Origin of the sequence: Neorhizobium turbinariae (genome assembly GCF_023223505.1) — a bacterium.
Classification (GTDB): domain Bacteria; phylum Pseudomonadota; class Alphaproteobacteria; order Rhizobiales; family Rhizobiaceae; genus Neorhizobium; species Neorhizobium turbinariae.
The window spans coordinates 217,251-231,499 of the sequence record NZ_JALPRY010000001.1; the positions used below are offsets into that span (position 1 = coordinate 217,251).

Here is a 14,249-nt window from a genome sequence, read left to right on the forward strand (position 1 = left end):
CCTCCGGGCTTTTTCTTTGGCCACGTGATAAGGAGGGCTGTCGGCTGTCTTGGGGCGTCCGGGCAGCCATCCGAGCGCAATGCCGATTTTGTTGACGCTGTGTCGCGGTTGCGCGCCGCCGGCTTTTCTTTCACATGGATGGCTGAGTTCCACGTTGAGGCAGGGCCCCATGACCAGCGGCATCCATCACATCACCGCCATCACCCGGAAGATCCAGGCCAACGTGGATTTCTACGTTGGCTTTCTCGGCCTGCGGCTCGTCAAGCGCACCGCCGGGTTCGAAGATGCGCAGCAGCTTCATCTCTTCTACGGCGACGGCGCTGCCTCGCCCGGATCGCTTGTCACCTTCCTCGCCTGGGAAGATGGGTCGCTCGGGCGCGTCGGACATGGCGCGCCGAGCGAGATCAGCTTTGCGATCGCGCCTGACGCCGTCGGATTCTGGCTGACGCGGGCGCTGCAGTTCAACATCAAGCTCACCGGGCCGGCACAGGAGTTTGGCGAACCGGTGCTGCGGCTGACGGATCCGGACGGTATCATCGTCAAGCTTGTCGGCGTCGAGGACGACGACAGCCCGTGGGTCTGGTGGCCGGACGGCGGTATTGCGGAAGCAGATGCCATCCGCCGCCTGCGGGGCGCGACCATCCTGTCGGAGAAGCCGGAAGAGACCGCTGATTTCCTCACGCGGCACATGGGCCTGAAGGCAAGCGCCGCCGAAGGGTCGATCCAGCGGCTCGTCTCCGATGCCGGCGACATCATCGACGTCCGCAATGCGAGCGGCTTCTGGACCGCTGCACCGGGCACCGGCACCATCGACCATGTCGCCCTTCGCGCACCTGACCGGGCGCAGGTCGAGGCGGTACATCGAGCGCTTGTTGCAGACAATGCCGGCGAGATGAACATGCACGACCGGCAGTATTTCTATTCACTCTATGTGCGCGAGCCGGGCGGCACGCTCATCGAGCTTGCCAGCGACGGACCGGGTTTTGCGACCGACGAGACGATCGAGACGCTTGGCACGCAGTTGTTCATCCCGAAACACTTCAAGGCCGACCACGACGCGCTGCGCGTGATGCTGCCGCAGTTCGGCCTGCCGGGCGAGGAGCGGGTGACCTACCGCGACCTGCCTTTCGTGCATCGCATCCACATGCCGGAAAACTGGGATGGCTCGACGCTTGTCCTGCTGCACGGGACGGGTGCCAACGAAACGGCGATGCTGCCCTTCGGCCGCAAGGCCGCACCGAATGCCATGCTGATCGGCATCCGCGGGCGCGCTACGGATGAAGGTTATCCGCGCTTCTTCCGTCGCTTCACCCAGACCACCTTCGACCAGAAGGAGATCATGTCCGAAGCGGAAGCCTTTGTCGCCTTCGTGGAGGAGCTCGGTCCGGCCTATGGAGTCGATCCGGAGCGTCTTGCCTTCGTCGGTTATTCCAATGGCGGCAACATGATCGGCGCCGTGATGCAGCTTTACCCAAAGCTCATCCGCAAGGCCGTGCTGCTCCGGTCCATGAACGTGCTGGAAGACAGGCCTTCGGTCGATCTCTCCGGCGTCGCCGTCCTTTCGCTCACCGCCACCGATGATTTCTACGCGGCGCTGGCGCCGGAACTGGAGGAACGGCTGCGGGACGCCGGTGCGGATCTCACCACCCGCAAGCTCGACGCCAACCATGGCATCGGGCCGGAGGACGAAGACATCACCCGCGCCTGGCTGGTCGAGAAAGGCCTCGCATCAGTCGCCGAAGTGTAGCGCCACGGCATCCACGGCTGCGGCAATATCGGCCTTCACGCCGGAGCGTCGCAGCCCCATTCCGAAGGCCGTGACATTGCCGAGCACGCTGTCAAAGCGGGCACGCCGACCTGTATGGTTCAGCCGGATCAGTTGTTCGGCACCGGGCCCGACACCGGCAGACAACTCCATCACCCGCGGCGCCACGCCAAGCAGGGCTTCCGCCCGCACGCCTTCTGGCAGCTTTACCGCGGTCACGAGGTTGGAGCATTTCGTCAGTTCCACCCAGAGCTCGGCACCCATGGCGGCAAGCGCTGCTCGGGTTGCCCGCGCCGCGCGCACATGCCGGGAAATCATCTGCGACACGCCTTCAGCTTCGACGCGATCGAGCGCTGCTTCGAGTGCGAAGAACTCCAGTGGTGCCGTGGTGCCGGCGAGCGCGCCACGACCAGTGTCGAGCCAGGCCTTCTGGTCGATAAGCGAGAGAATGGAATCCCTTAGGGCGCCTTCTTCAGAAATCAGTTTCCATGCGGCCGAGCTGACCGAGAGGGCGGAAAGGCCGGCTGGCCCGGCGAGCGCCTTCTGCGGGCCGATCACGGCAATGTCGATGCCGAGCTGGTCCACGTCGAGCGAGTGACCTCCAACGGAGGCAACGGCGTCCACCACCGTCACGACGCCGCGGGCGCGAGCCAGCGTGACGATCTCCTCCAGCGGGTTGCGGATACCGCTCGCCGATTCCGCATGCACCAGCGCCAGCACCTTGGTATCCGGATTGGCATTCAGCGCCGCCTCGACGGCTTCCACGGTGATCGGCCTGGCAGGCTCGGCGGTCACGTCGACCACCTCGGCGCCGGTACGTCGCATCCAGTTGCCGAACCAGCCGCCATAGAGGCTCGTCACGACATTGATCACCTTCATCCCCGGCCGGCTGAGGCTCGCGGCGACCGCCTCCAGCGCCACCACGGCTTCAGCCTGGATCAGCAACACGTCGTTGCGGGTGTTGAGGATCCTCGCGATCCTATCCGCGACGGCCCCGAACCGTGCAGGCGGAAAGGCGGGCGTGTCGTGCAGGGGGTGCCAAAGCTCAGGGCTCATGCGAATGTCCTTGGGGTGTTTGTATTCTCAGTCGAGGTACGGCGGAAACCAGCGCCCTTGCCGCGGTCGATTGCGGGTTGTCGATCACCTGCCGCGCCGGACCCGTCTCAACCAGCCGCCCACCGTCCATCACGGTGATCCGGTGGGAAACGGCACGAAGCACGGCAAGGTCGTGCGACACGAAGAGATATGCGATATCGCGTTCGCGCTGCAACTCCACCAGAAGTTCGAGCACCTTGCCACGGATCGAGACATCGAGCGCCGAGACTGCCTCATCGAGCACAATCAGCGCCGGATCGGTGGCGATGGCGCGTGCGATCGCGATCCGCTGCCGCTGACCACCCGATACATCCCGGATTGAGCGATCCGCCAGGCTCCCCTGCAAGCCGACCCGATCGAGCAGTTCGGCGATCTTTCGCGGGCGGTCGCTCTTTGGAACGATCTCGTGGATCCGGAGGGGATCATCGAGCACCGATGCGACCGTCGCGCGCGGATTGAAGGCGCCGAGCACGTCCTGGAACACCATCTGGATTTTGGCACGGCGGCGGCGAAGGTCTTTGCCGGATAACGCCAGCCAATCCTCACCCGCAAACCGGATAGAGCCGCCATCCGGCGGCAACAGCCGCATCACGATGCGGGCAAGCGTCGACTTGCCGCTGCCAGACGCGCCGGCGAGCCCTAGCGTCTGTCCCGAATCCAGGGTGAGCGAGACACCATCCAGTGCCGTGACATCGCGGCCGCCGGACCGGAAATGCTTCGACAGGTTGTTGATCTCCAGCAGCGTCACGTCGCGGCCTCTTCGACCAGCGGTGGCGAGGTGAGATCGAGATGGCTCTGAAGAAGCGTTCTTGTGTAGCCCTGCGCAGGCGCGGCAAGCACGCTTGCCGTTGGTCCGGCCTCCATCAGCCGTCCATCCTTGAAGATCGCCAGCCGGTCCGCAAAACCTGAGGCCAGCGCGATGTCATGGGTGATGAAGATGAGCGTCATTTGCGCGTCGCGCACCAGGTCGTCGAGCAGGGCGACGATCTCCGCCTGCACCACCACATCGAGCGCGCTCGTGGCTTCGTCGGCAAGCAGGATTGTCGGTTTGGCGGCAAGCGCGGCCGCGATCACCACCCGCTGGCGCTGCCCGCCGGACAGTTGGTGCGGATATGCCCGCAACACCTGGTCCGCCTGCGCAATGCGGACCCGCTCCAGCATCTCCTGCGCCCGCGCCAAGGCCTGCTTCCAGCCAAGTCCGACGTGCTGCCTCGCACCCTCCGCTACCTGTTCGCCGATCGTCAGCACCGGATTGAGGCTGGAGGACGGGTCCTGGAAAACCAAGCCCAGATCGCGACCGGGACAGGGCGGCGTTCCGCCTGTCCATTGTATCTCGCCGGTCACGCGGGTGCGGGGCGGGAGAAGCCCGGCCAGTGTCCGGGCCAGTGTGCTTTTGCCGGAGCCGCTTTCACCGATGATCGCCAGCCGCCGACCGGCCGCGATATCGAGGGTGACATGTCCCAGCGCAGGGTTCGGCTGGTCGTCATAGGTGACGCTGAGGTCGCGGATTTCGCAAAGCGTGCTCATGCAACAAGCCTCCCGCGGCCAATCGTCTTCGTCAGCCCTTCGCTGAAGAGATAGACGGCGACGACCGTCACCACCAGCGCAATGCCGGGGAAGACGGAGAGCGACGGCGAGGAGCGCAGCACATTGCGCCCTTCGGCGATCATCGAGCCCCAGGTCACCACGTTCGGGTCGCCGAGCCCGAGGAAGGAGAGGGCAGCTTCGGTGAGGATCGCTGCCGCGACAATGATCGCCGAAAGCGCCAGCACCGGCGGCAGGGCATTGGGCAGGATTTCCCGCAGCGCGATCTCGACCGGGTGCATGCCGATGACGCGCGCCGAGGCCACATAGTCCCGCTCGCGGATCGACAGCACTTGCGCCCGCGTCAGTCGCGCCGGATCGGCCCAGGCGCCGAGCGCAATCGCAATCACCACCACCGGTACGGAGGCGCCGATGACGCTGACGAAGGCGAGCGCCAACAGGAAACTCGGCACGATCTGGAAGGCATCGACCACCCGCATCAGCGCTTCATCCACCAGCCCGCCGGCAAAACCGGCCGTTAAGCCCACGCAGAGGCCAATTGCAATCGCCGCCAGCGCAGCCGCAATCCCGACCGCAAGCGAGGTGCGCGTGCCATGGATGATACCGGCCAGCACATCGCGACCGAGGCGATCGGTGCCGAGCGGAAAGGATGGATCGGTGAATGGGGCCAGCAGCGGCCGCGCGGCAATCCGCAACGGATCCCCCGGCGACAGCACCGGCGCGAAGATTGCGACCAGCGCCAGCAGAACCAGGATGCCGAGCCCGATCGCGCCTTCGGGCGTGCCGATGAGGTTACGGACAAGCCTCATCCGGCGCTCTCCGAAGCGCCAACGCGCGGGTCGAGCGCGGCATAAACGAGATCAACGATGAGGTTGACGCAGATCACCAGCACGGCGCTGACGACGATGATACCCATCAGCAGCGGCGCGTCGCGACCGCCGACCGCCTCCTGTGCGAGGCGCCCGAAGCCCGGGATCGCAAAGATGCTCTCGATCACCACGCTGCCGCCGAGCATCGCGGCGGACTGCAGGCCGAGCATGGTGACGAGTGGCAGCAGCGCGTTTCGCGCCACATGGCGCAGCACGATGCGCGAGCGCGACAGGCCCTTGGATCTGGCAAAAAGCACGAAATCCAGCTGCCAGGCTTCCGCCATGCCGGAGCGCATGACGCGCAGGAACAGCGCCATGTAGATGAGCGCCAGCGCGCCGACCGGCAGGACGAGATGGCGGGCGATGTCGAGCGCGCGGGCAAGTCCCTCCTTGCCGGAGGCGATGGTCTCGATGCCTGACGTCGGGAGCCAGCGAAGCTGCACGGCAAAGACGATCGAAAGCACGAGCCCCAGCCAGAAGCTCGGGATCGCGTAAAGAATTAGGGAAACGGTGGAAAGTGTTCGATCCACTGCACTTTCCGGCTTTGCGCCCGCGACGATCCCAAGCGCGGATCCAAGCCCAAAGGAAAGCGCCGTGGCGCTGCCCATCAAAAGTAGCGTGTTCGGCAGCCGCTCCAAAATCAGGTCGAGCACCGGCCGGTCGAAGGCGATCGACCAGCCGAGATCGAATGTCGCGAGCGACGAGACATAGACCCAGAGCCGCGCCATCATCGACTGGTCGAGGCCAAAAGCCTGCCGCAGCGCCTGCGCCACCGTCGCATCCCCGCCGCCGATCGACAGCAGATAGGCATCAACGGCATCGCCCGAAGCACTTTCCAGCAGCCCGAACGTCAGGATCACGACGATCAGCAGCACCGGAATGCTGCTGATCGCACGTCGTCTGATCAATCGAATGGCACGGTTCACGCTGCGGAAAGCCTCAAGGACTCAGGTCTCGGTCCCGCAGGCTATCACGATTGCAGCGCCGTATCCGCCCAGTTCGACACCGCCCAGCGTGGATTGTTGGAGACGTTCTCAACCGTGTCACGCGCCACCGTGATGAAGCCCCATTCGGTGACATTGATCAGTGGCAGGTCCGTCGCGACGAGCTTCTGGAACTCCTTGTAAAGCTCGGTGCGCGCGGCGGTATCGACGGTTTCCGCCGCCTTGGCGATGATCTCGTCCAGCTGCGGATTGGCATAACCGCCCTGGTTGGAGAAGGGCACGCCGGCCGGCGTTCCGGATTTCACGAGGATGGTCGTCGAAATCGCCGGATCGCCACGGAACACCGGCGGCGCAACCGCGAGGTCGAAGTCATGGTCGGTATAGACTGCCTTCTGGTGCGCGGCCGAATCCGCATTCACCAGTTGCGCATCAATGCCGACCGCCGCCAGCGCCTGGCGCAGATAGGCGCCGAATTGCTTCGTTTCGTTGAAGTAGGGGGCCGGCCGCAGCTTCAGCGGGAAGCGCGTGCCGTTCGCGTCCTTCTTGTAGCCCGCCTCGTCGAGCAGCGCGTTGGCCTTGTCGACATCGAAGTCGTAGGTCGGCACGCTTGCGTCATAAAACTCCGGCGCATTCTTCGGCACCGGCCCTGTGGATGCCGCGGCGTAGCCGAGGAAGATCGTGTCGACAACGAACTTCCTGTCGATTGCGTGGGCGATCGCCTGGCGAACCTTCAGGTCGGCCAGTTCCTTGCGTCGGTGGTTGATCTCCACCACAAGCTGGTACGTCAGCGCCTCGTAGCCCTTGGAGATCACCTTGATGCCCGGCACCTTGGAAATACGGTCGAGGTCGGTCAGCGGCACGGCGGAAAAGGCCGCGAGTTGGATCTCTTCTGCCTCCAGCGCGGCGCCCGCACCGGCGCGGTCCGGCAGCACGCGGAAGATCACCTCGTCGAGCTTCGGCTCGCCCTTGTTCCAGTAGTTCTCGTTCTTCGTCAGGCGGTAATATTCGCCGGGCTTGTACTCGGCAAACTTGAACGGCCCGGTGCCGACCAGCTTCACATTCGCCGGGTTGGTGGCAATGTCCGTGCCTTCGTAAAGGTGCTTCGGTACGACGCTGGAGACGACCGGCAATGCGTTGCGGATCAGCTGCAGCGGGGTCGGCTTGGAGAAGCGGAAGATCGCCGTCGCGTCATCCGGCGTATCGACGGCTTCGAGGCTGGCGAAAACCAGGCGGCCGAGGTTCTGCAACGGCTTCCAGATGTTGAGCGCCGAGAAGGCGACATCGGCGGAGGTAAACGGCTTGCCGTCATGCCACGTCACGCCCTCGCGCAGCTTGAAGGTCACCGACTTGCCGTCCTCCGATCCTTCCCAGGAGGTGGCCAGCCGAGGCGCAAGACCATCCTTGCCCTCGAACGAGGCTTCGGCGAGCGGTTCGATCACCTTGCTCGCCACGAAGAACACGCCGTTCGAGGCTACGATCGCGGGATTGAGGTTCTTCGGCTCCGAATCGGCCGCGACCACCAGCCGGCCACCGCTCGCTGCATCCTGGGCGAAGGCGAAGGTCGGCAGCGCGGTCGAAGCCAGCAGGGCAGAGCCCGCCTGCAAAAGCGTGCGTCGGGAAAGGGTGGCGATCGTCATGGGTCTCTCCTGATCCTGTCTGATCTCGTTCGTGACGCGATACTGACAGCGAAACACGGTGTCGCACAGGCAGGAAATTTCACAACAGCAGCTTTGGGAACATTTTTCACCTCAGCCGGCCTTCCGGTTGAAATCGCTGAACTGCACTCCGGCACCGCGATCGATTGCAATGTGTACACATAAACATGCTCCAGCGGCGTTTGCAGCAGTATTCTTCGCTCTTGACGTTCGTCATGTATGCATGGATGCTGCCGGTTAATGCCTGGCTGGAGGAAGCGCCAGGCTCATCGTCGGCTTGGGAGGAACCACCAATGGCTAAGAATCTGACCCAGATCCTGAAGGAGAGGGGCAACACCGTCGAGATGCTGCGCAACTCGCGCATCGGCATGTATATCTACCCGGTGGTGGCGCCGGAATTTTCCAACTGGCGCTCCGAGCAGCAGGCATGGCGCCATTCGGCCGTACTCTTCGACCAGTCGCACCACATGGACGAACTGATCGTCGAGGGTCCGGACGCCGAAAAATTCCTGGAAGGCCTGGCGATCAACAGCTTCGCCAATTTCGACACCAACCGCGCCAAGCATTACGTGCCGGTCACGCCCGCCGGCCATGTCATCGGCGACATGATCATCTTCCGCGAGCGCCAGGACAAGTTCGTGCTTGTCGGTCGTGCGCCGACCGCCAACTGGCTGCGCTACAACGCTTCGCTCGGCAAGCACGATGTGAAGCTGACGCATGACCCCCGTTCGCCCTCGCGCCCGGACGGGAAGGAGGTCAACCGCGTGCATTACCGCTTCCAGATCCAGGGGCCGGACGCTCCGAAGATCTTCGAGCAGATGAATGGCGGGCCGATCCCGGACATCAAGTTCTTCCATGTCGACTGGATCAATATCGGCTCCAAGAAGGTGCAGGCGCTGCGCCACGGCATGGCCGGCGCTCCGGGGCTCGAAGTCTGGGGTCCCTATGCCGAAAAGGACGAGGTTCGCGACATCATCGTCAAGGCCGCCAAGGATGCCGGCGTCGATCTCTACCTCGTCGGCGCGCGCGCCTATTCCACCAATACGCTCGAATCCGGCTGGATCCCGTCGCCGTTGCCGGCCATCTATACCGGTGATGAGCTGCAGGGTTATCGCGACTGGCTGACGGAAGACAGCTATGAGGCCACCGGCTCCATCGGCGGCAGCCTCGTCTCGGAGAATATCGAGGACTACTACGTCACCCCGTACGAGCTCGGTTACGGCATCTATATCAAGTTCGACCATGACTTTGTCGGCCGCGCTGCGCTGGAAGCCATGAAGGGCAAGCCGCACCGCAAGAAGGTGACGTTTGAGTGGAATGCGGAAGACGTGATGAAGGTGATCGCGTCCAATTTCGTGCCAGGCGAGCAGCCCTACAAGTGGATCGACCTTCCGCAGCCGAACTATGCCTCCTCCAGCGCCGATCGCATCATGCTCGGTGACCGTCTCGTCGGCATGTCGATGTTCAACGGCTACAGCTACAACGAGCGTTGCATGCTGTCGCTCGGCGTCGTCGATCCGGACATCAAGGAAGGTAATGTGCTGACGCTGATCTGGGGCGAGCCGAACGGCGGCACGGACAAGACGTCGATCGAGAAGGGCCACAAGCAGGCGGAAATCCGCGTGCGCGTTTCGCCGACGCCTTATGCCCGCGAGGCTCGCGAAAACTACGCCGAAAGCTGGCGCACCCGGAAGGTCTGACAAAGCGGCGCAAGCACTTGGAGCGGCCTTGTCCCGGCAGGGCCGCTCATTCTTGCGTGTTCGCGTGGCTAGTGCTGCTTGTCGCCTGCGCTCTTGCCGTCGGAGCTCGTGGCGCGTTCCTCGAAACGGTCTGCACCCTTGGCAAGGTCGGAGCCTTTTTGTGCTTCGACCTTCTTTTCTTCCCGGCGCGATTCCTGCTTCAGTCCGCGCGCGGATTCGCGGCCCTTTTCACTTGGTGCCTGCTCGATTGCCATGATGGTCTCCTCCGTGTGGTAACGCAGGGAAACACGCCAGGGTACCCGGTTGTTCCGCTGCTTGCATCCAATGGTTTTCCGTTGTCAATGCGCTGGCAACACCTATAAGCTCACCGGACGCGCATCAGGAATACAGCATGTTCCGACTCACGGAGTTCACCGACCTCGATCTGCATCAGCTGTTCAACGTCTCTCCAAATCCATATGTGATCATGGACCCGGAGCTTCGCATCGTGGGCATGAACGACGCCTACCTTGTGGTGACCAACAGGACGCGCCAAGAGCTGGTCGGCCGCAACATGTTTGAGGCTTTTCCGAGCGATCCGGCCTCTGCCTCGAACCGCATGCTGCGCCAGTCCTTCGCCAAGGTGCTGGCGACCGGCGAGGTCGACCATCTGCCGCTCATCCCTTATCCGATCGCCGGTGCCGACGGGCAGATGCAGGAGCGTTTCTGGAGCGCCACCCATAGCCCGATGAAGAACTCGGCGGGCGAGATCGTCTTCATCCTGCAGCATACCGTCGACGTGACCGACATCCACCGCCTGCGCAGCCGGCTTGTGGACGGTGGTTCGCTTCAGGCCGAAACGGATGTCCTGCGTCGCGTCGATGCCGTGGTGGGGCAGAATGCTGCGCTCGAAGCCGAGCGGGAATATCTCCGGACGTTGTTTGAGCAGGCGCCGGGCTTCATGGCGGTGTTGCGGGAGCCGGATCACCGATTCCAGATTGCAAACAGCACCTACCGGCAGTTGGTCGGCCGCGAGGACCTTCTCGGCCGCACCGTTCGCGAGGCTCTGCCGGATCTTGTCGGCCAGGGCTTCTACGAGCTTCTCGACCAGGTCTATAAGTCTGGCGTGCCCTACAGTGCCCATGCGGCGCGCGTCCTGCTTCGGCCGAAACCGGATCATATGCCGGAGGAGCACTTCGTCGACTTCGTCTACCAGCCGATCCGCAACCAGGAGGGCAATGTCACCGGCATCTTCGTGCAGGGGCATGACGTCACCGAGCTTCGCCGGGCGCAGGAGGCGGCGAGGAAGAACGAATACCGCTTCCGGACGCTGGCGCAATCCTTGCCGAACCATGTCTGGACCGCATCGCCGGATGGACGGGTTCAGTGGTGCAACGACCAGATCCTCGCCTATAGCGGGCTCACCTCCTTCTATTTCGATGCCGAAGTCCGCTCCGGCATTGTGCATCCAGATGATAACCCGAATGTCGAGATGCGCTGGAACGAGGCTCTGCGCACCGGCAGGACCTTCGAAACCGAACTTCGCGTACGGCGTCACGATGGCGTTTACCGCTGGTTCCTCAGCCGCGCAGTCCCGGTGTCCAATGCCCAGGGCGAGATCGAGTTCTGGGTCGCCACCAACACCGATATCGAGGACCAGAAGAACACCGAAACGCACCTCACCAATCTCGCGGAAACGCTGGGGCATCGCGTCGAGGAGCGGACGATTGAGCTCGAAAGGACGCAGGAGGTCCTGCGCCAGAGCCAGAAGATGGAAGCGATCGGCAACCTGGCCGGCGGCATCGCCCACGACTTCAACAACCTGCTGCAGGTGGTGACCGGCAACCTTCAGCTGCTCAGCCGCGAGCTCGCAGGCAACGCGACCGCGGAGCGGCGCATCAATAGCGCGCTTGCCGGAGCCTCCCGCGGTGCGCGGCTTGCCTCGCAACTCCTGTCCTTCGGTCGGCGGCAGCCGCTGTCACCCAAGGTCGTCAACCTCAGCCGGCTCATCCGCGACATGGATCATCTGCTGCGGCGCAGCCTCGGCGAGGCAATCGAGATCGACACGATTGTCGCTGGCGGCTTGTGGAATACGCTGGTGGACACGAGCAATGTCGAGAACGCGCTGCTCAACCTCGCCATCAATGCCCGCGACGCGATGAACGGGCAGGGCAAGCTCACCATCGAACTCGGCAACGCCTATCTCGATGACGAATATGCCCGCCGCACCTTCGATGTCGAAGCCGGGCAATATGTCATGCTCGCCGTTTCCGACACCGGCACGGGCATGACGCCGGACATCCTCGCCAAGGTTTTCGATCCGTTCTTCACCACCAAGCCGGAAGGCAAGGGAACCGGCCTTGGCCTTTCCATGGTCTATGGTTTCGTCAAGCAGTCCGGCGGCCACATCAAGATCTACAGCGAGCCCGGCAATGGCACGACGGTGCGGATCTACCTGCCGCGCGCGATGGAGGAAGAGGACGTCACCGTCGAAAACAGCAATGCGCCCGCCACCGGCGGCAGCGAAACCGTTCTGGTCGTCGAGGATGACGATGCCGTGCGCGACATCACCGTCAGCCTGCTGACCGAACTCGGCTACCGCGTCTTGAAGGCGAGGGACGCCGATAGCGGCCTTGCCATCGTCGAAAGCGGCGTGCCGATCGACCTGCTGTTCACCGATGTCGTCATGCCCGGCCGCCTGAAGAGCAGCGACTTGGCGCGCAAGGCCAAGGAACGGCTGCCGCGTCTCGCTGTCCTCTTCACCTCCGGTTATACGGAAAACTCGATCGTCCATGGCGGGCGGCTTGATGCCGGCGTCAACCTGTTGAGCAAGCCCTACACCCGGGAGACTTTGGCCCGGAAGATCCGCCAGGTGCTCGAGCAGACGCGCGAAGCCAGCATCTGGAGCTGGAAGAAAGAGGCTGCGCCGGCACCGGCCGCATCAGGAACTCCAGCCCCTCAGGCGGCACGGCCAATCCGCGTCCTGCTTGTCGAGGACGAGGCGCTGATCCGCATCTCGACGGCCGATTTCCTGCAGGATGTCGGCATGGTGGTGGTGGATGCCGGTTCGGCCAACGAGGCAATCGGCGCCTGCGGCGACCAGCCGGTCGATATCCTGGTGACGGATGTCCACCTGCCGGAGATGAGCGGGCTCGATCTGGCGCTGAAGCTGCGGGAAACCTGGCCGGCGCTTCCGGTGATCTTCGCCACCGGTGACCGCAATGTTCCGGGCGCGGAAAACGTCCAGGCCATGGAACTGCTCATCAAACCCTATGACTACAGCCAGCTGGAAAGCCGCATCCGTTCCATGGTCGCCGCGGCAAGAGCCTGATCCGTCGGGATCAGGCTCCGCATGCTTGTCTCAGATCCGGCCTTCGGCACGGACGATCACGTTGGTCAGGCTGCCGGTTGCCGGAAACAGCGGGATCAGGCAGGCCTGCAGCGCATGGTAGAGGTCGCCCTTGCCCGGGAACAGCGTGTGCGCAGGAACCAGGTCCTCCGTCAGTTCCTCATGCCAGCCGCCATGTCTGTGGTCGATGAAGCGGTTGGCGATCGTGCCCCAGATCAGCCGGTAGCTGTCCTCGTAGAAGCTGTCGGTCGGCAGGTGTTCGTTGAGGAAGTGGGCGGCACCCGCCGCCTCGCACATCGGCCACCACAGCTTGTTGGTCTTGGCCGGGTTGTCGTCCCAATCGAGCGTATAGAAGAAGCCGCCCTTGGCCTTGTCCCAACCCAGTGACATGGCCTGCACGAACAGCGATTTTGCAGCATCCGGCATCCAGGCCTGCGTCTTGCCGCCGAGTGCCCACAGCTGCAGCAGGAGGCGTGACCATTCCAGCGAGTGGCCGGGCGTCGTGCCGGCGGGGCGGAACATCTCGTCGGGGTGGTAATAATTCTTGTCGATCACCCAGTTGCGGTCGAAATGCTCGGCCACGCGGAACCCGACGCTGCCGGCGCAACGGCGAATGACGAGGTCGGCGACGCTTTCCGCCTTCTCCAGATAGCTCCTGTCGCCGGTCGCCTCGTAGGCTGCCATCAGCGCTTCGGTCAGGTGCATGTTGGAATTCTGGCCGCGGTAGCTGCCGCCATCGATGGGCGACCAGTCGCGGGCGAATTCCTCGGCAATCGCGCCGTGCTGCGCTTCCCAGAAGCGGGTTTCCAGCACTTCGGTGATATCGGCCAGCATCTTGTCCGCCAGCGGGTGGCCGGCAACCTTTGCCGAGGCGGCGGCAAGCAGCACGAAGGCGTGGCCGTAACCCTGCTTGTTGGAGTCGACCGGGCCGTCGTCGTTCACCTGCCAGAAATAGCCGCCATGCTGGCTGTCGCGGTGGTGCTCCCAAAGATGGCGCATGCCGTGGTCGATCATCTCGCCGGCGCCGGGGCGTCCGAGCAGGTAGGCAATCGAGAAGCAATGTACCATGCGGGTTGATGAATGGATGCCGCGCGTGGGGTTGGCGCCGCCGATCGGCGCACCGCTTTCATCAAGGTCGAAGAAGCCACCCTTGGGGTTCACAGCCTTGTACTGGAAGAAATCGAAGAGGCCGTCCGCCTGATCCAGGAGCCAGCGTCGATGGTAGGGGAGGCTCGCCCAATTGGATGTCGTCTGGCTGTTGTCGCTCATGCAAAAACCTCTCCGTCGCTCATGCTCTCACGTCTTCACAAAGCCTATACCCATCGGCCCGTCACCTGTCATGGCAAAT

11 protein-coding genes are annotated in these 14,249 nt (G+C 63.6%); 3 read left to right on the top strand and 8 right to left on the bottom strand.

Going from position 1 to position 14,249, the window contains the following annotated elements; genetic code table 11:
• Positions 1–169 precede the first annotated feature (169 nt).
• Complete coding sequence (locus tag M0654_RS01060) at positions 170–1,747, top strand: VOC family protein (RefSeq protein ID WP_248681450.1); 1,578 nt, start codon at positions 170–172, stop codon at positions 1,745–1,747.
• Here the strand turns inward: M0654_RS01060 and M0654_RS01065 are convergent.
• From M0654_RS01065 to M0654_RS01090, 6 genes are read right to left on the bottom strand one after another with little or no spacing between them, the layout of a single operon-like run.
• On the bottom strand, positions 1,730–2,821 hold the full coding sequence (locus tag M0654_RS01065; protein WP_248681451.1) for a pyridoxal-phosphate-dependent aminotransferase family protein: 1,092 nt from the start codon (positions 2,819–2,821) through the stop codon (positions 1,730–1,732). The genes M0654_RS01060 and M0654_RS01065 overlap by 18 nt on opposite strands.
• Entirely contained in the window at positions 2,811–3,608 is a 798-nt protein-coding gene (locus M0654_RS01070; RefSeq protein WP_248681452.1) for an ABC transporter ATP-binding protein, read from the bottom strand. The genes M0654_RS01065 and M0654_RS01070 overlap by 11 nt, the downstream gene beginning before the upstream one ends.
• Positions 3,605–4,387, bottom strand: coding sequence for an ABC transporter ATP-binding protein (locus M0654_RS01075; protein WP_248681453.1), 783 nt, complete (start codon positions 4,385–4,387; stop codon positions 3,605–3,607). Before M0654_RS01075 ends, M0654_RS01070 begins: the two co-directional genes overlap by 4 nt.
• Positions 4,384–5,214, bottom strand: coding sequence for an ABC transporter permease (locus tag M0654_RS01080; RefSeq protein ID WP_248681454.1), 831 nt, complete (start codon positions 5,212–5,214; stop codon positions 4,384–4,386). The genes M0654_RS01075 and M0654_RS01080 overlap by 4 nt, the downstream gene beginning before the upstream one ends.
• Entirely contained in the window at positions 5,211–6,200 is a 990-nt protein-coding gene (locus M0654_RS01085) for an ABC transporter permease (RefSeq protein ID WP_248681455.1), read from the bottom strand. The genes M0654_RS01080 and M0654_RS01085 overlap by 4 nt, the downstream gene beginning before the upstream one ends.
• Positions 6,201–6,244: 44 nt before the next feature.
• Complete coding sequence (locus tag M0654_RS01090) at positions 6,245–7,855, bottom strand: ABC transporter substrate-binding protein (protein WP_248681456.1); 1,611 nt, start codon at positions 7,853–7,855, stop codon at positions 6,245–6,247.
• 311 nt (positions 7,856–8,166) lie between these two features.
• On the opposite strand from M0654_RS01090, the gene ligM reads away from it, so the two are divergent.
• The gene (gene ligM / locus M0654_RS01095; RefSeq protein ID WP_248681457.1) at positions 8,167–9,573 is read left to right on the top strand and encodes a vanillate/3-O-methylgallate O-demethylase; all 1,407 of its coding nucleotides are present in this window, start codon (positions 8,167–8,169) and stop codon (positions 9,571–9,573) included.
• 68 nt (positions 9,574–9,641) lie between these two features.
• Here ligM and M0654_RS01100 read toward each other — a convergent pair whose 3' ends face one another.
• Positions 9,642–9,827, bottom strand: a complete 186-nt coding sequence (locus tag M0654_RS01100; RefSeq protein WP_118850011.1) for a hypothetical protein — start codon at positions 9,825–9,827, stop codon at positions 9,642–9,644.
• A gap of 137 nt (positions 9,828–9,964) precedes the next feature.
• On the opposite strand from M0654_RS01100, the gene M0654_RS01105 reads away from it, so the two are divergent.
• Positions 9,965–12,883: a hybrid sensor histidine kinase/response regulator gene (locus M0654_RS01105; protein WP_248681458.1), complete on the top strand. Its 2,919-nt coding sequence runs from the start codon at positions 9,965–9,967 to the stop codon at positions 12,881–12,883.
• Between the two features lie 30 nt (positions 12,884–12,913).
• Here M0654_RS01105 and M0654_RS01110 read toward each other — a convergent pair whose 3' ends face one another.
• On the bottom strand, positions 12,914–14,170 hold the full coding sequence (locus tag M0654_RS01110; RefSeq protein ID WP_248681459.1) for an AGE family epimerase/isomerase: 1,257 nt from the start codon (positions 14,168–14,170) through the stop codon (positions 12,914–12,916).
• Positions 14,171–14,249: the final 79 nt, after the last annotated feature.